This window comes from Mycobacterium sp. SMC-13 (genome assembly GCF_045311035.1).
GTDB lineage: Bacteria > Actinomycetota > Actinomycetes > Mycobacteriales > Mycobacteriaceae > Mycobacterium.
On sequence record NZ_JBJIAI010000006.1, the window covers coordinates 133,357 to 149,552 of the forward strand.

Genomic DNA, 16,196 nt, shown 5'->3' on the forward strand with positions numbered 1-16,196 from the left:
GCGGTGACCGCGGAAAATCGTGCACAAATCACAGGGAACTGGCAGGAAATCGCCGGAACAACGGCGGCCGCGCCAGCGTCATTCAAATAGTGGGGATGCAACGGGGCGTACCCCATTCGAGATTTCGATTTTTCGTGAGGTTTCTTCATGTCGATTGACCATGCCGAGAGCACTACCGACGGGCTGGCCCGCCGGATCGCAGAATTGTCCGCCACTGATCCGCAGTTCGCCGCGGCCGTGCCGCTGCAGTCGGTCGCCGAGTCGGTCGAAAAGCCCGGCATGCGACTGCCCGAGATCGTGAAGACCGTCCTCGAGGGCTATGCCGACCGGACCGCGCTCGGACAGCGCGCCGTCGAGTTCGTCACCGAGAACGGCCGCACCGTGACCCGCCTGCTGCCGAAGTACGACACCATCACCTACGGGGAGCTGTGGGACCGCATCCGCGCCGTCGCTGCCGCCCTGCACGCCGACGGCGTCAAGGCCGGCGACCGCGTCGCCATCCTCGGCTTCACCAGCACCGACTACACCGTCATCGACACCGCGCTCGGGCAGATCGGCGCCGTCTCGGTGCCGCTGCAGACCAGCTCCGCGGCGTCGTCGCTGCTGCCGATCGTCGCCGAGACCGAACCGGTACTGATCGCGGTCAGCGCGGACTACGTCGCCGACGCCGTCGAACTCGCGGTCGGTGGCCCCGCACCCGCCCGGTTCCTGGTGTTCGACCACCACCCGGAGGTCGATGACGAGCGCGACGCCATCGACCAGGCGCGCGACGCGCTGGCCGGCCTGAACGTCACGGTCGAGACCTTCGGCGACCTGCTGAGCCGCGGCCGTCAACTGCCCGACGTCCCGACCCCGGTCTTCGACGAGGCCGATCCGCTGGCCCTGCTGATCTACACGTCCGGCTCGACCGGTGCGCCCAAGGGTGCGATGTACCCCGAGAGCAACATGACGAGCTTCTGGCGACGGGCCAGCACGGCGTGGTTCGGCCCCAGCGAGGCGTCGATCAACCTGGCGTTCATGCCGATGAGCCATGTCATGGGCCGCGGCATCCTGTACTCCAGCCTGGCCAACGGCGGCATCGTCTACTTCGCCGCCAAGAGCGACTTGTCCACTCTGCTCGAGGATTTCGCGCTCGCCCGGCCCACCGAGCTGAACCTGGTGCCGCGCGTCTGGGAGATGCTGTACCTGGAATTCCAGAGCCGCGTCGACAAGCTGGTGCCCGCCGGCACCGGTGAGGCCGAGCGCGACGACATCGAGCAGCAGGTGATGGCCGACATGCGCCAGAATCTGATCGGTGGCCGCTACATCAAGGCGATGACCGGCTCGGCGCCCATCACCGACGAGCTGAAGGCGTGGGTCGAGAAGTTCCTCGGCATCCACCTGCTGGAGGGCTACGGCTCCACCGAGGCCGGCATGGTCTTCTTCGACGGCGTCATCCAGCGCCCGCCGACCCTGGACTACAAGCTGGTCGACGTGCCCGACCTGGGCTACTACCTGACCGACCAGCCGTACCCGCGCGGTGAGCTGCTGGTGAAGACCCAGTACCTCTTCCCGGGCTACTACAAGCGGCCCGAAGTCACCGCGAGCGTCTTCGACGAGGACGGTTTCTACCGCACCGGCGACGTCGTCGCCGAGATCGGCCCCGACCAGATCCAGTACGTCGACCGCCGCAACAACGTGCTGAAGCTGGCGCAGGGCGAGTTCGTCACGCTGGCCAAGCTGGAGGCGGCATTCAGCAACAACAGCCCGCTGGTCCGACAGATCTACGTCTACGGCAACAGCGCCCAGCCCTACCTGCTGGCCGTCGTCGTGCCGACCGAAGATGCCTTGGCCCGTTGGGATTCCGCCGAACTGAAGCAGCGGATCAGTGACTCGCTGCAAGAGGTCGCCAAGGCCGCCGAGCTGCAGTCCTACGAGATCCCCCGCGACTTCATCATCGAGACCGAACCGTTCTCGCTGGAGAACGGGCTGCTGACCGGCATCCGCAAGCTGGCCTGGCCGAAGCTCAAGGCGCACTACGGCCCGGCGCTGGAAGACCTGTACGCGAGTCTTGCCGCCGGACAGGCCGACGAACTCCGCGAGCTGCGGCAGCACGGCGCCGAGGGCCCCGCCCTGCCGACCGTCATCCGCGCGGCGAGCGCGCTGCTCGGTGCGTCCGGCGAGGTGTCGGCCGACGCCCACTTCACCGATCTCGGCGGAGACTCGTTGTCGGCGTTGACCTTCGGCAACCTGTTGGAAGAGATCTTCGGCGTCGAGGTCCAGGTCGGCATCATCGTGAGCCCCGCCAACGACCTGGCAGCGCTGGCCGCCTACATCGAGAACGAGCGCAGCGGTGGCGCCAAGCGTCCCAGCTTCAGCTCGGTGCACGGCAAGAACGCCGTCGAGGTGCGGGCCGCGGACCTGACGCTGGACAAGTTCATCGATGCCGCGACGCTGGCCGCCGCGCCGTCGCTGCCGGGACCGGCCGCCGAGGTGCGCACCGTGTTGCTCACCGGCGCAACGGGATTCCTGGGCCGCTACCTGGCGCTGGAGTGGCTGGAGCGCATGGACCTGGTCGACGGCAAGGTGATCGCCCTGGTGCGCGCCAAGTCCGACGACGAGGCCCGGGCCCGTCTCGACGCCACGTTCGACTCCGGGGACCCGAAGCTGCTGGCGCACTACCAGGCCCTGGCCGCCGATCACCTCGAAGTCATCGCCGGCGACAAGGGTGACGAGAATCTCGGCCTGTCGCAGCAGGTTTGGCAACGGCTGGCCGACGAGGTCGACGTCATCGTCGACCCGGCCGCGCTGGTGAACCACGTGCTGCCGTACAGCGAGCTGTTCGGACCGAACGCACTGGGCACTGCCGAGCTGATCCGCATCGCGCTGACCACGCGGCAGAAGCCGTACATCTACGTCTCGACGATCGGTGTCGGGGACCAGCTGGCCCCGGGCACGTTCACCGAAGAGGCCGACGTGCGCGTGATGAGCCCCGTGCGCGCCGTGCACGACGGTTACGCCAACGGCTACGGCAACAGCAAGTGGGCCGGTGAGGTGCTGCTGCGCGAGGCGAATGATCTTTGCGGACTGCCGGTTTCGGTGTTCCGCTGCGACATGATCCTCGCGGACACGTCGTACGCCGGACAGCTCAACCTGCCCGACATGTTCACCCGCATGATGTTCTCGCTGGTGGCCACCGGCATCGCGCCGAAGTCCTTCTACGAGCTGGATGCCGAGGGCAACCGGCAGGCCGCGCACTACGACGGCCTGCCGGTCGAGTTCATCGCCGAGGCCATCGACACGCTCGGTGTGCGCCCCGCGGGCGAGTTCGTCACCTACCACGTGATGAACCCGCACTCGGACGGCCTGGGCATGGACGAGTTCGTCGACTGGCTGATCGAGGCCGGGTATTCCATTGCCCGCGTTGATGATTACGCCGAATGGCTGGCCCGGTTCGAGACCACGCTGCGCGCCCTGCCGGACCGGCAGCGCCAGGCGTCACTGCTGCCGCTGCTGCACAACTACCAGAAGCCCGAGCACCCGCACAATGGGTCGATCGCGCCGGTGGTGGTGTTCCGCGAGGCGGTGCAGGAGGCCAAGCTGGGCCCGGACAAGGACATCCCGCATGTCACCGCACCGGTGATCGTCAAGTACATCACCGATCTGCAGCTGCTCGGCCTGCTCTGACCCAGGGATTTGTGCACGATTTTCCGCGGTTGCCGCGGAAAATCGTGCACAAATTTTCAGGCGGCGTGCCTGGACAGCAGGGCATTCCGGATTTCGGCGAGCACCCGGTCGGGATATTCGGTCAGGTCGAGCCACGTGAACCGCAAAATCTGATAACCGAGCAGCGAGATGGCGTTCTGCCGCTTTCGGTCGTTCTCGAAGTCGTCAGCACTGCTGTGATAGGCCCAGCCGTCGACTTCGATGGCGAGTCTTGCTGCCGGAAACACGATGTCGACTTTGTATCCGGCGACCGGGCAGTTGGCCTTCCACCCGGTGATCTTGTTACGGCGCAAAAGTTTTACGAGTAGGCGTTCAGCCTGCGACCGGGCCCCGTCTTCGGCGGCCAGCAACAGTATCCGAGCCGCAGGCGATCCGTGTCGTCCCTTGTTGCGCAGGTGCACCTCCCAGAGTTTCTTCAGCTCGACGTGACGCTGCAACGCGGTGTCCATGAGTCTGGCGCCACCGCCGCGCCGCGTCGCGGCTTCGATGACGGTCAGTGGAAGCGCGGTGACTCGCAGACCGTCGCGTTCGACGATGTCCTGTGGCTGCAAGTCACGGCGGCGGACCCGGATGCCGTGGCGCTTGCGGTGATTGCTGACCTTCGGCACGGTGACTTCCACCGTCTCCGGCGCGTAGTGAGTGATCCCCAGCCACCACGCGGCGGCCAGTCCGCTGGCGGTGGCCGCTGGGCCGTAGGACCACACGGCACTGCGGACGCGGGCCGCATCGCTGAATGCGCGATCGTCGACGAAGAACACTCCGGGAGCGCAGCGCAGCCAGTGGCCGGAGCGGACTCGGCGGCTGATGGCGTCATCGCTGATCCCCGCGGTCAGGGCTTGGGCGCGGGTGATTACGCCGTCGTGGCGGCGAAGGTAGTCGTCGAGCACACAGATTCGGACGTTTGCGGCGGCGCCGCGGTTCCATCAGCGGGGGTTTGTGCACGATTTTCCGCGCCAGCCGCGGAAAATCGTGCACAAATCCCTGTCACGGGGCGATCAGGACACCGGCGTCGGAGGCGGCCTGCTGCAGTTCGTAGATGTCGAGGTCGCCCCAGTCGTTGATCGGCCCGGTGTAGGAGCCCAGCCACGGCACCACACCGGGATCCGGTGCGACGCCGAGGTTGTAGGCCTGCATGCCGGGCAGGTGGTGCTCGAAGAAGTTACCGAGGATGTCGACGGCGAAGATGATGTTGTTGATCGGGTTCGGGCCCCACAGCGCGGACGCGTTGAACAGCGGGTTCACCGCATCCGGGTCGCCGATCATCACGATGTTGCCGTAGTGCGGCTTGCTGCCGCCGGTGGGGTCGTAGGCCGGCATGAACGGCTGCAGCCCCGGCAGGTCGGTGGCGAAGTACGCCGCGGTGTCGCCGTAGGTCTCGATGTTCACGAAGTTCGAGTTGATGCCGTTGCCCGGGACCGACGTGTTCAGGCCGGGGCCTTCGAAGCCGATGCCGCCGCGACCGGTCTTCTGCGCGACGAACTGGGCCTCCCAACCACCCAGTGAGTGACCGGTGACGAAGATGTCGTCGGTGGTGTAACCCTGCTCGAGGGCCGCTGCTTCGACCTTCCGCTCGAACGCCAACGAGTCCCAGAACGCCTGCGGCGTCGTGTGCGTGAAGATGATCTGCATGTCCGTGAAGATCTGCGACAGCGCGATCAGCGGGTGGAACAACAGGTTGGTGCCGCCCGTCGTGCCCTGGTAGGCGACGATGATCTGGCCCTCGGGCGTCACCCACGCCTTGCCGACGGCGCCCGACAACGGATTGAACGTCTGCATCTGAAAACCGTTGACGGTGAACGGCTTCAGATCGCCCGGCTGGGCGCCGAGCACATAGGCGTTGGCCGAGGCGTTCAGGAACTGCTCCACCGTCGGGGTGTCGCCACTGGTTGGCCCGGTGTAGGTCAGCTCCGGGACGACGGGCGCCGCGGTGGGCGTCTTGCTCAGCCCGAGCATGTCCTCGATGCGGCGGAAGCCCGCGAACAGCGCCTCGGAAATCGGCGACCAGTTGAACGGGCTCTTGGGGCCGCTCTGCGAGACCGTCAGATCGAGCACCTGCAGAACGGTGTTGATGAGGTGACCGGGCAGCTGGATGATCTTCGCGATCGGGTTCAGCGGCTGCGGTGGCGTCGGCGTCGGCGTCGTCAGGGTGCCGACGGTGTTGTTGGTCGCGGACAGGGCCGCGAACCGGGTGGTCGGCGCAGGCGTCTTGACCGGCGCGGGGGCGGTGGCGTCGGCGACCGGAGCCGGTGTGGCGGCCGCCGGGGAGCTGACCGTCGCGTCCTTGGCCGGCGCGCTCGCGGTGGCGGGCTGGAGCTTCGCGGCCTTCTTGCCGTCGCCGGCAGGCTTGACCGAATCGGAGCCCTTCTTCGCCGGTTTGACGGCCGGTTTGGGGTCGGGCTTGGCGGCCGGCTTCGGGTCGGACGTGGGCTCCGGTTTGGCTTCCGGATCCGCGTCTGACTTGGGGTCAGTGACCGACGTATCGGGCGCCGTGTCCGGCTTCGTGCCCGACGTGCCGGACTTGTCCGCGCCGGTCTCGGCCTTGCCGGCCTTCTTGCCTGGCTTCTTCTTGTCCTTCTTGTCGGTGTTCGCCGGCTTGGATTTGGCTGGACCGGGCTTCTGCGGTCCGGACTGGCTGGTCGAGGTGCCTGGCGAATCGGTCGTCCCGGTCTCGGCCCAGGCGACGTTCTGGCTGGTCGCCGCGGCGATACCCATGGCCGCGGCAATCGCTGCCAGGCGGTACCGACCGGATTTACGCAGACTGAGCCCCGACTGTGTCCCCACAGGTGTCCCCTTTGACATCCCTGGTGCCCGCCCGCGCGCGCACGAATCTGACGACACTATGACATCGGGTGATGTCAGTCACGATCAGGTTTGCCAAAGTCGTGGGTCACTGCGGCGGGGTCAGCGCACCCGCGCCGCCACCGCCTCGGGCATGGGCTCGTAGCGGGCGAAGGAGCGGGTGAAGGACCCGGCGCCGTGGGACAACGACCGCAGTTCGATCGGGTACCGGGTCAGCTCGATCTCCGGAATCTCGGCGTCGATGCCGGTGCAGGAGTCGCCGGCGGTGTCGGTGCCGAGCACGCGGCCGCGCCGCCCCGACAGGTCGCTCATCACCGCGCCGACCATTTCGTCGGGCACCACGATGTGCACGCTGTCGATGGGTTCGAGCAGATTCACCGATGCGGCGGCGGCCGCCTCGCGCAGGGCCAGGCCGCCCGCCAGCTGGAAGGCGTAGTCCGACGAGTCGACGCTGTGTGCCTTGCCGTCGAGCAGCGTCACGCGGATGTCGACCATCGGGTACCCGCAGATGCCCCGATCCATCTGGGCGCGGACGCCTTTCTCGACGCTCGGGATGAACTGCCGCGGCACCGCACCGCCGACGACCTTGTCGACGAACTCGAACCCGGCCCCCTCCGGAAGCGGTTCGACGGTGATGTCACACACCGCGAACTGTCCGTGCCCGCCGGACTGCTTGACATGCCGACCGTGACCTTTCGCGTTGCCGCCGAACGTCTCTCGCAGCGGGACGCGCAGCTCCGTGGTGTCGACCGCGACCCCGAACCGCCGTGACAGCGCATCCAGGACCACCGCGGAATGGGCTTCGCCCATGCACCACAACACGATCTGGTGGGTCTGCGGGTTCTGCTCGATACGCAGCGTCGGATCCTCGGCGGACAGCCGGGCCAGCCCCACCGACAGCTTGTCCTCATCGGTCTTGGCGTGCGGCACGATGGCCATCGGGAGCAACGGTGCCGGCATGCTCCACGGCCGGCACACCAGCGGGGAAGCCTTGTCCGACAAGGTGTCCCCGGTCTCGGCGCACGTCAACCGTGCGATGGCGCAGATGTCGCCGGCGATCACCTCGGCCGCGGGACGTTGCTTGCGGCCCAGCGGAAACGACAGCGCGCCGACGCGCTCGTCTTCATCGTGGTCGTCGTGTGCGGCGCATCCGGCGGCGGGATCGGCGAACGAATTGAAATGGCCCGACACGTGAACCGTCGTGTCGGGCCTGATGGTGCCGGAAAACACCCGGACCAGACTGACCTTGCCGACGTACGGGTCCGACGTCGTCTTCACCACCTCTGCCAGAAGCGGTGCGGCGGGATCGCAGGCGGGCGCGGCCTTCTCCACACCGGCCGGGGTGAACACCTGCGGCGGTACATGCTCTGGGGGAGAAGGGAATCCGCGGGCGATGACGTCGAGCAGTTCGGCAGCTCCGGTACCCGTGGTGCTGCACACTGGGATCACCGGGAAGAACGAGCCGCGGGCCACCGCGCGCTCGAGGTCGGCGACCAGCACCGCGTTGTCGATCTGTTCGCCGCCCAGGTACCGCTCCATCAACGTCTCGTCCTCGGACTCCTCGATGATGCCCTCGATCAACGTGGCATCGTCGGCCAGCAGCGAGACGAGCCCGTCCCCCTCGGGCAGGTACAGCGGAATCACTTTGTCCCCGAACGATTCCTGCGCGGACTGCACCGCTCCGGCGAACGTCGCGCGAGCGTGGTCCAGCTTGGTCACCACGACGGCGCGCGGCATTCCGACGTCGGCGCATTCGCGCCACAGCGCCTTGGTGGCAGCGTCGACCACATCGTTGGCGGCCATCACGAACAACGCGCAGTCGGCGGCGCGGAGCCCGGCCCGCAGTTCGCCGACGAAATCGGCGTAGCCCGGGGTGTCGAGCAGATTGACCTTCACCGCGCCGTGCTGAAGCGAGGCGAGCGCCAAGCCCACCGACCGCTGCTGCTCGACTTCGGCCGGCTCGTGATCGCAGACCGTGGTGCCGTCGAGCACCGTCCCCGCCCGCGTCAGCACGCCGGCATGGAGCAGCAGCGCCTCGACCAGGGTGGTCTTGCCGGACCCAGATGGCCCCACCAGGACCACATTTCGGATCGCGGCCGGACTGTCCGCACTGGGCGCGGCTCCGGATGAGCTATTCGACTTGTCGGCCATGGCGTGCCCCTATCGACGACTCACGTCCACCATGCTCCTGTCGCAACCGTCGGCACAAGACTCAAGCTGTTCAGGCGTGCCACGAACTCCATCGGCTGATCGCGACCCGGATCACCGGGCCGTCCAGCGCCACCCGGTCGTACTGGTGGTACTTGGCCCGCAGCAGCGAGTAACCGATCGCCATCTCGTCGCCACTCGGGTGCACGGTGGCGATGCCGTCGGCCCGCGCCCACCAGAGGTGCGACCAGTCGTCGTCGTATTCCTCGGCGAGCAGACTCACGCGCGGGTTGGCCGCGATGTTGTCCAGCCGCCGCAGATGCTGCGTCGACTTCCGCTTGGCGTCCACCGCCGTATAGAGCCGGTCCCCGCTGACCGCGAAGACCACGGGGACCACATGCGGCTGGCCCTCGCCGGACACCGTCGCCAGCACCGCGACGGGCGCGGCGGAGAACAGGGCGGCGGGATCGGTCATCAGCGGCGGTGTGGGTTCGGGGCGACGCTCATGGGCATGCGGGTCACGTTGATCTCCGGCGGACGCGTCGGTGCGGGCGGCGCGGCCGGCGCGTGGTACGCCGGGGGTGCCGCGGCCGGAGGCGGTTCGGCCGGCGGTGGGGGAGGCGGCGGCGGAGCGGGCGTCGACGAGGTCGACGGGGCCTGCGTCGTCGTGGTGGTGGTCGTCGTCGGTGACGGTTCGACCGGGGCTTCGTCGGATCCGGAATCCCGGCGGGTGGCCAGGACCACCAGCGAAATCACGAGAGCGACCACCGCGACGGCGACGACGATCAGCAGCAGGCGGGCATCTTTCCTGCGGTACCAGGGTGGTGGCGGCTCGCGGAACCGCCAGGTGTCGGTGTTGAACGCGTCGAAGGTGTCGCCCGTCGGCTCCGGTTCGGGGATGACGAACGAACCGGTCGTCGGACCGGCAAACGGTCCCGTGCCGTGTGGCCCCGGGTCGACGGCGCGGAACGGATCGGTGTCCGGGTCGTCGTCCGGCTCCTCGGCGGCTGATTCCAGCACGCCACCCGGCGATAGTTCGCGCTCTGGGTCGTCGCTGTCAGCCACCTCCCAGATGCTAGGGGTGGGTCGCGCCAATTGCTCGGTATCGGCGCGCGTGTCCGCGCTTTAGACGTCCTTGACCGGTTCGATGCCCAGATCGCGGTAGCTGACCAGCGCGGCAAACGGCACCCCGCGCCTGGCGAAACGCTCGGTGGCGATGTCGCCGCGGTCGACCATCGGGATGACGCCGGTGACGACCGCGCCGAGCGAGGCGACCCGCTCGTACGCGATTTCCGTCGAGCCGCCCGTGCTGATCACGTCGTCGACCAGGAGGACGCGGATGCCCGGCTCGATCCGGGTGCCCTCGATCCACTGCTCGCGGCCACGCGCCTTCTGCTCCTTGCGGACGGAGAACCACCGCTTGCCGGTGACCATTGCGACGCCGTGCGCCAGCGGGTCGGCGCCCATGGTCAGGCCGCCGACGGCGTCGAACTCGATGCCGCGCAACGCGGCGAGTTCGGCCACGGCTTTGCTCACGATCGTCATGCTCACGCCGTTGTCGATGGCGAACTTGCCGTCGATGTAGTCATGGCTGAGCTGCCCGCTGGCGAGCCGGAACGGCTCCTCGCGGCGCTCGTAGCCGCGGGTGCGGATCAGGTCGAATGCGGCTTCCCAGCTCGCGGGGCGATCAGACATGGTGCGAATCCTAAACCTGACGGGACAGTCGAGCCAATTCGACTGTCGCGGAACGTAATTCATCGATGGACTGGAGTGGCTGTGCATAGCCGACCCGCGTGTACGCCATGCCGCGGGCGGTGTTGACCCGCAAGTCCAGGCCGTAGCGGTCGGCGCCGGTGCAGGTCGCCGACTCGGTGTCGGGGTAACCGCCCAGGACCCGGGCCATGGCCGCCAGTGAGTCGGCATGATCGGCGTTCAGGTGAGCGATGGCCCCAGCGGCCGAGGGCGTCACCGGATCCGGCTGGGCCGCAGCGTAATCCGCTCCTGTGGTCGAGTCCATGCGGCCGTAGCCGCCGACCCATCGGACCCGGTCGACGTGCAGCACCCACAGGGCGAAGTCGGTGTAGTCGATGTAGTACTTCGCGGCCGGTACCGCCGCGACATGGGCGTCCCGGGCGGCGTCGCGTTCGGCGCCGTCCGGCCGCGCCACCCGGCCGGCCAGGGTGACCCGGCCGCCGGCCAGCGGATCCTTGTCGGTGCTGGCCGCGATGATCGAGATGCTGGCCCGCTGATCGCCGGCGAGGTTGCGGCCGTGCTCGGCGAGATTCGAGACGCACAACACCGGCGAACCGCCGAGCAGTCCGTAGGTGACCATCGACGCCCACGGATCGCCGTCGGCCGTCAGAGTTGCCAGGGTCCCGGTGTTGGTCGACGCCGCGATGGTGCGGGCCTCTTCAGCGGCCGAGGGCCGCGTCGAGTTGACGATTTCGGCCAGCGGCGGCGGGATTGTCGGAGCATCACCTGGGTCGCCATGATCGCGTGTCGCCACGTTTGCACCCTACCCAGGCGCGGGTACGTTGGTTGACGATGGACGCCTCCAACGGTGGCGTGGAACATCCAAGCGCCGCAGACTTCGGACACGCGCGAGTCCTCCCCGAGGACCGCACCTGGTTCAAGCACGCGGTTTTCTATGAGGTGTTGGTCCGCGCCTTCTACGACTCAGACGCCGACGGCTCAGGTGACCTCCGCGGTCTCACCGAGCGACTCGACTATTTGAAATGGCTTGGTGTCGACTGTATTTGGTTGCCACCGTTCTACGATTCGCCGCTGCGTGACGGCGGCTACGACATCCGTGACTTCTACAAGGTGCTGCCGGAGTTCGGCACCGTCGAGGACTTCGTCGCGTTGCTGGATGCCGCGCACAAGCGCGGCATCCGCGTCATCACCGACCTGGTGATGAACCACACCTCGGATGCCCACGCCTGGTTCCAGGAGTCCCGTCGCGACCCCTCGGGGCGCTACGGCGATTACTACGTCTGGAGTGACACCAGCGAGAAGTACCAGGACGCGCGCGTCATCTTCGTCGACACCGAGGAGTCCAACTGGACCTTCGACGCCGTGCGCAAGCAGTTCTACTGGCACCGCTTCTTCTCCCACCAGCCCGACCTGAACTACGACAACCCGGCCGTGCAGGAAGCGATGATCGACGTGCTGCGCTTCTGGCTGAAGCTGGGGATCGACGGATTCCGGCTGGACGCGGTGCCCTACCTGTTCGAGCGTCAGGGCACCAACTGCGAGAACCTGCCCGAGACGCACGCCTTCCTCAAGCGCTGCCGCAAGGTGGTCGACGACGAATTCCCCGGCCGGGTCCTGCTGGCGGAGGCCAATCAGTGGCCCGCCGACGTCGTCGAATACTTCGGCGACCCCGAGACGGGCGGCGACGAATGCCACATGGCGTTCCATTTCCCGCTGATGCCAAGGATTTTCATGGCGGTGCGCCGGGAGTCCCGGTTCCCGATCTCGGAGATCCTGGCGCAGACCCCGGAGATACCGGACCTCGCGCAGTGGGGCATATTCCTGCGCAACCACGACGAGCTCACGTTGGAGATGGTCACCGACGAAGAGCGCGACTACATGTACTCCGAGTACGCCAAGGATCCGCGGATGAAAGCCAACGTCGGCATCCGCCGGCGCCTGGCCCCGCTGCTCGAGAACGACCGCAACCAGACCGAGCTGTTCACCGCGTTGCTGTTGTCGCTGCCGGGGTCCCCGGTGCTGTACTACGGCGACGAGATCGGGATGGGCGACATCATCTGGCTGGGTGACCGCGACGGCGTGCGCACCCCGATGCAGTGGTCGGCCGACCGCAACGCCGGGTTCTCCACCGCCAACCCCGGCCGGCTCTACGTCCCGCCGAGCCAGGACCCGGTGTACGGATATCAGGCGGTGAACGTCGAAGCCCAGCGCGACACCACGAACTCCCTGCTCAACTGGACGCGCACCATGCTCGCGGTGCGGCGGCGGCACGACGCGTTCGCCGTCGGCTCGTTCCGGGAACTCGGTGGCTCCAATCCGTCGGCACTCACCTACGTGCGCGAGCTCGTGCGAGATGGTGGTGAGGCTGACACTGTTTTGTGCGTCAACAATCTGTCCCGTTTTCCCCAGCCGATCGAACTGAACCTGCAGCATTGGAACGGCTACACGCCGGTTGAACTGACCGGCCAGGTCGAATTCCCCCGCATCGGGGAACTGCCTTACCTGTTGACACTGCCCGGGCATGGTTTCTACTGGTTCTCGTTGCGTGCGCCCGTCGGTGAGGAGCCGTGATGGATCCACAGTTGACCGAATACCTGACCCAGCAGCGCTGGTACGCCGGCCGCAACCGGGAGCTGGCCGATGCCGAACCAGCACTGGTGGTGGCGCTGCGCGACGACATCGACCTGGTGCTGCTCGACGTCAGCTACGACGACGGCCCCGGCGAGCGGTACCAGCTGGTGCTGCGCCAGGGCGACGGCGAGGTCGGTGACGCGCTGGGTGACCCGGAAGTCGCGAACCTGCTGCTGCGCCTGATCGCCGACTCGGCGACGGTCGGTCCGGTCTCATTCGCCGCCGAGTCCGACGCCGAGTTGCCGGCGGGCGAGACGGCGCGCGTGATGGGCGCCGAACAGAGCAACACCAGCGTCGTGTTCGACGAAGCCGCCATCCTCAAGCTGTTCCGCCGGGTCACACCCGGCGTGAATCCCGACATCGAGCTCACCCGGGTGCTCGGCCGGGCCGGTAGCCCGCATGTGGCGCCGCTGCTGGGGACGATGTCGCTGGACGGCGGACCGGAGACGGCGCTGGGCATGCTGGCCCGCTTCGCCGACAACGCCGCCGAGGGCTGGGACATGGCGGTCGCCAGCACCCGGGACCTGTACGCCGAGGGCGACCTGTACGCCAACGAGGTCGGCGGTGACTTCGCCGGCGAGTCGGAGCGGCTGGGCCAGTCCGTCGCCGCGGTGCACGCCACGCTGGCCGCCGAACTCGGCACCGCCACGGCGCTGTTTCCCGTCGAGACCATGCTGGAGCGGCTGGCCGCGGTGACCGCGTCGGTGCCGCAGGTCCGCGAGTACGCCGCGGCCATCGAGGGTCGCTACCGCGCGCTCGAGGGGCAGCCGATCACGGTGCAACGGATTCACGGCGACCTGCATCTGGGCCAGGTGCTGCGCACCCCCGAGACCTGGCTGCTGATCGACTTCGAAGGCGAACCCGGGCAGTCACTGGATCAGCGCCGGGTACCCGACTCACCGCTGCGGGACGTCGCCGGAATGCTGCGGTCCTATCAGTACGCGGCGTTCCAGCGGCTGACCGAGGGCGGCGGCAACGAGCAGCGCCGCAAGCAACTCGCGGCGCGTGCGCGGGAATGGGCCGACCGCAACCGGGCGGCGTTCTGCACAGGCTATGCCGAGGCCGGCGGTGCCGAGCCCGACGCGGAACTGCTCGCCGCCTACGAGCTCGACAAGGCGGTGTACGAAGCCGGATACGAGGCCCGGCACCGGCCGCACTGGCTGGACCTGCCGCTGGGAGCGATCGCGAACATCGTCGGCGGTTAGGTGTACCAACCGCCGACGATGACCGTCAGGCCATGGCCTTGACGGCGGCCTGAGCCGGCTTCGGGGTCCAGTCGGAGCGGTAGACGCCGATGGATTCCTCGGGGTTCGAGCTGCCGGTGACACGGTCGCGCGTGGTGTAGATGTACGACGGACCGGCGTAGGGCAGGGTGCGCCACTTGGCCAGGAAGTCGCGGATGTAGTCGGCCTGCGTGGCCTCGTCGACAGCCGAGTTGGGCTCGCCGTACTCGGTGGCCCAGATCTTCTTGCCGCCGTCACCGTTGGCGGCCATGGCCTGGTGGATGCCGTCGGTCTGGCTCAGCGGCGAGTTGGGCACGCCGGCGCCGGCCGAGAACTTCAGGTTGTAGTGGTACGGGTGGAACGACAGCGCGTCGAACGAACCGGCCGCGCCGGCGGCGTACATGCGCTGGATGAAGGTGACGGGGTCCAGGGTCAGCGAGCCGAACGACACGACCGCGCCGACGACACCGCCGATGACGACGGCGCCGCGATCGGCGGCCTTGATCTTCGGGTACGAGGCCTTGAGCATGTCGGCGTAGACGGCGGGCTCCGGGCCCTGCGGGCCGGAGGTCCACGACATCACGGCGTTGGGCTCGTTCCAGATCTCGTAGGCGTCAACCCGGCCCCGGTAGTGCGCGGCGACCGCGCCGGCGAAATCGCCGTATACCGCGGCGGAGGCGGGCGGGCTGCTGATCGGGATGGCACCGGGTGCGACGGCCCAGGCCGGTGTCGCGACGATCGCGCCGACCACCGACATGTGGCGGGCGTTGGCCGCCCCGACGACGGTGTCGACCTGGCCCCAGTTGAAGCTGCCCTGGGTGCCCTCGATGCCTGCCCACGGGATGATGATGCGGACGGTGCGCACGCCCGTCGCCGACATCAGGTCGAAGGTGTGGTTGATGTCGTCGGCGTTCATGCCATACACGTCGGAGTCGGCGAAGCCGACGCTGCTGGCCGACTGGCTGATGCCCGTCGGGATGAACGGGATGGTGGCCGGGCTGTTGGACAGGGTTTCGGTGGCGGCGGCGGAAACTGCCGCGACGGTGAAGACTGCTGCAGCGATCTTGGTGACGTTGCGCAACGTTTACTCCAATCTGAGGCACTGCTGTTGATCTTGACCCCCGCCGGATGGGTTGAACCTAACAGCTGTTCAGGCCGCAGCAGGCAGGACCGAGCGATACGACACCAATGCCGCAGCGTTCGTCACCGCACCAGGCGGCGCAGCAGGGCCGAGGCCGCAGCGATGCCCACCACCGCGGCGACGGCCAGGACCGCGATGTCCAGCAGGGTGTGGCCGGGCGTGCCCAGCAGGAGCGAGCGCAGCGCGTTCACTTCGTACGACAGCGGGTTGACGGTGGAGAGCGCGCGCAGCCAGCCCGGCATGATGTCCACCGGATACAGCGCGTTGGAGGCGAAGAACAGCGGCATGGTGATGGCCTGGCCGATGCCCATCAGGCGGTCGCGGTTGCGGACCAGGCCCGCCAGAGTCATTGACAGACAAGCGAAGAACGCCGACCCGAGCATCACCACCGCCATGGCGGCCAGGATGTGCAGCGGGTTGAAGCTGAGATGGATGCCCATCAGCAGGGCGATCACCAGAACTCCGATCACCTGCGCTATCGAGCGGACTCCCGCCGCGAACGCCTTGCCGGTGATCAGCGCCGAGGCCGGCGACGGGGTCACCATCAGTTTGGCCAGGATGCCGGCATCGCGGTCCCAGACGATCTGGATGCCGTAGAAGATCGAGATGAACAGCGCCGACTGGGCGATGATCCCCGGCGCCAGGAACGACAGGTACGGCACACTGCCGGTGTTGATGACATGCAGCCGCGAGAAGGTCTGGCCGAAGATCAGCAGCCACAGGGCGGGCTGGATTGTCCGCGTGACCAACTCGGTGCGGTCGTAGCGCAGCTTCTGCAACTCGACCAGAGCGAAGGCGCCCATCCGGCGGGCGAGCCCGCCGATGCGCCTGGCGCC

12 protein-coding genes are annotated in these 16,196 nt (G+C 67.8%); 3 read left to right on the top strand and 9 right to left on the bottom strand.

Annotation, left to right across the window (positions count from 1 at the left end; all coding sequences use genetic code 11):
- Positions 1-147: 147 nt before the first annotated feature.
- On the top strand, positions 148-3,666 hold the full coding sequence (gene car / locus ACJH6I_RS11235) for a carboxylic acid reductase (protein ID WP_406784072.1): 3,519 nt from the start codon (positions 148-150) through the stop codon (positions 3,664-3,666).
- Positions 3,667-3,722: 56 nt separating this feature from the next.
- Here car and ACJH6I_RS11240 read toward each other — a convergent pair whose 3' ends face one another.
- From ACJH6I_RS11240 to ACJH6I_RS11270, 7 genes are all read right to left on the bottom strand, one after another.
- On the bottom strand, positions 3,723-4,592 hold the full coding sequence (locus ACJH6I_RS11240) for a DUF559 domain-containing protein (protein ID WP_406784073.1): 870 nt from the start codon (positions 4,590-4,592) through the stop codon (positions 3,723-3,725).
- 97 nt (positions 4,593-4,689) lie between these two features.
- Entirely contained in the window at positions 4,690-6,486 is a 1,797-nt protein-coding gene (locus tag ACJH6I_RS11245) for a hypothetical protein (protein ID WP_406784074.1), read from the bottom strand.
- Positions 6,487-6,606: 120 nt separating this feature from the next.
- The gene (locus ACJH6I_RS11250; protein ID WP_406784075.1) at positions 6,607-8,655 is read right to left on the bottom strand and encodes an elongation factor G; all 2,049 of its coding nucleotides are present in this window, start codon (positions 8,653-8,655) and stop codon (positions 6,607-6,609) included.
- 70 nt (positions 8,656-8,725) lie between these two features.
- A complete protein-coding gene (locus ACJH6I_RS11255) occupies positions 8,726-9,127 on the bottom strand; it encodes a TIGR03668 family PPOX class F420-dependent oxidoreductase (protein ID WP_064858050.1) in 402 nt (133 codons plus the stop codon).
- Positions 9,127-9,717 carry a hypothetical protein gene (locus tag ACJH6I_RS11260; protein ID WP_406784076.1) on the bottom strand — a complete coding sequence of 197 codons (591 nt, stop codon included), beginning with the start codon at positions 9,715-9,717 and terminating at the stop codon, positions 9,127-9,129. Before ACJH6I_RS11260 ends, ACJH6I_RS11255 begins: the two co-directional genes overlap by 1 nt.
- Before the next feature lie 60 nt (positions 9,718-9,777).
- Complete coding sequence (locus ACJH6I_RS11265; protein ID WP_293018253.1) at positions 9,778-10,347, bottom strand: orotate phosphoribosyltransferase; 570 nt, start codon at positions 10,345-10,347, stop codon at positions 9,778-9,780.
- A 10-nt stretch (positions 10,348-10,357) separates the two neighbouring features.
- On the bottom strand, positions 10,358-11,158 hold the full coding sequence (locus ACJH6I_RS11270) for a HugZ family protein (RefSeq protein ID WP_406784077.1): 801 nt from the start codon (positions 11,156-11,158) through the stop codon (positions 10,358-10,360).
- Positions 11,159-11,196: 38 nt separating this feature from the next.
- On the opposite strand from ACJH6I_RS11270, the gene treS reads away from it, so the two are divergent.
- Together treS and ACJH6I_RS11280 are read left to right on the top strand one after the other, a co-directional pair.
- The gene (gene treS / locus ACJH6I_RS11275; protein ID WP_406784078.1) at positions 11,197-12,936 is read left to right on the top strand and encodes a maltose alpha-D-glucosyltransferase; all 1,740 of its coding nucleotides are present in this window, start codon (positions 11,197-11,199) and stop codon (positions 12,934-12,936) included.
- Positions 12,936-14,201 (top strand): maltokinase N-terminal cap-like domain-containing protein, encoded by a 1,266-nt coding sequence (locus ACJH6I_RS11280; RefSeq protein ID WP_406784079.1) that lies wholly within the window; start codon positions 12,936-12,938, stop codon positions 14,199-14,201. The genes treS and ACJH6I_RS11280 overlap by 1 nt, the downstream gene beginning before the upstream one ends.
- Before the next feature lie 25 nt (positions 14,202-14,226).
- Here ACJH6I_RS11280 and ACJH6I_RS11285 read toward each other — a convergent pair whose 3' ends face one another.
- Both ACJH6I_RS11285 and ACJH6I_RS11290 read right to left on the bottom strand, forming a co-directional pair.
- Positions 14,227-15,300, bottom strand: coding sequence for a cellulase family glycosylhydrolase (locus ACJH6I_RS11285; RefSeq protein ID WP_318984024.1), 1,074 nt, complete (start codon positions 15,298-15,300; stop codon positions 14,227-14,229).
- 122 nt (positions 15,301-15,422) lie between these two features.
- Positions 15,423-16,163: an ABC transporter permease gene (locus ACJH6I_RS11290; RefSeq protein ID WP_212814504.1), complete on the bottom strand. Its 741-nt coding sequence runs from the start codon at positions 16,161-16,163 to the stop codon at positions 15,423-15,425.
- Positions 16,164-16,196 lie beyond the last annotated feature (33 nt).

Bases quoted from the DNA above. Each gene is read 5' to 3' on its own strand.
- car (WP_406784072.1), top strand. From the start codon at position 148: ATGTCGATTGACCATGCCGAGAGCACTACCGACGGGCTGGCCCGCCGG.
- treS (WP_406784078.1), top strand. From the start codon at position 11,197: ATGGACGCCTCCAACGGTGGCGTGGAACATCCAAGCGCCGCAGACTTC.
- ACJH6I_RS11280 (WP_406784079.1), top strand. From the start codon at position 12,936: ATGGATCCACAGTTGACCGAATACCTGACCCAGCAGCGCTGGTACGCC.
- ACJH6I_RS11255 (WP_064858050.1), bottom strand. From the start codon at position 9,127: ATGACCGATCCCGCCGCCCTGTTCTCCGCCGCGCCCGTCGCGGTGCTG.
- ACJH6I_RS11265 (WP_293018253.1), bottom strand. From the start codon at position 10,347: ATGTCTGATCGCCCCGCGAGCTGGGAAGCCGCATTCGACCTGATCCGC.
- ACJH6I_RS11250 (WP_406784075.1), bottom strand. From the start codon at position 8,655: ATGGCCGACAAGTCGAATAGCTCATCCGGAGCCGCGCCCAGTGCGGAC.
- ACJH6I_RS11290 (WP_212814504.1), bottom strand. From the start codon at position 16,163: ATGGGCGCCTTCGCTCTGGTCGAGTTGCAGAAGCTGCGCTACGACCGC.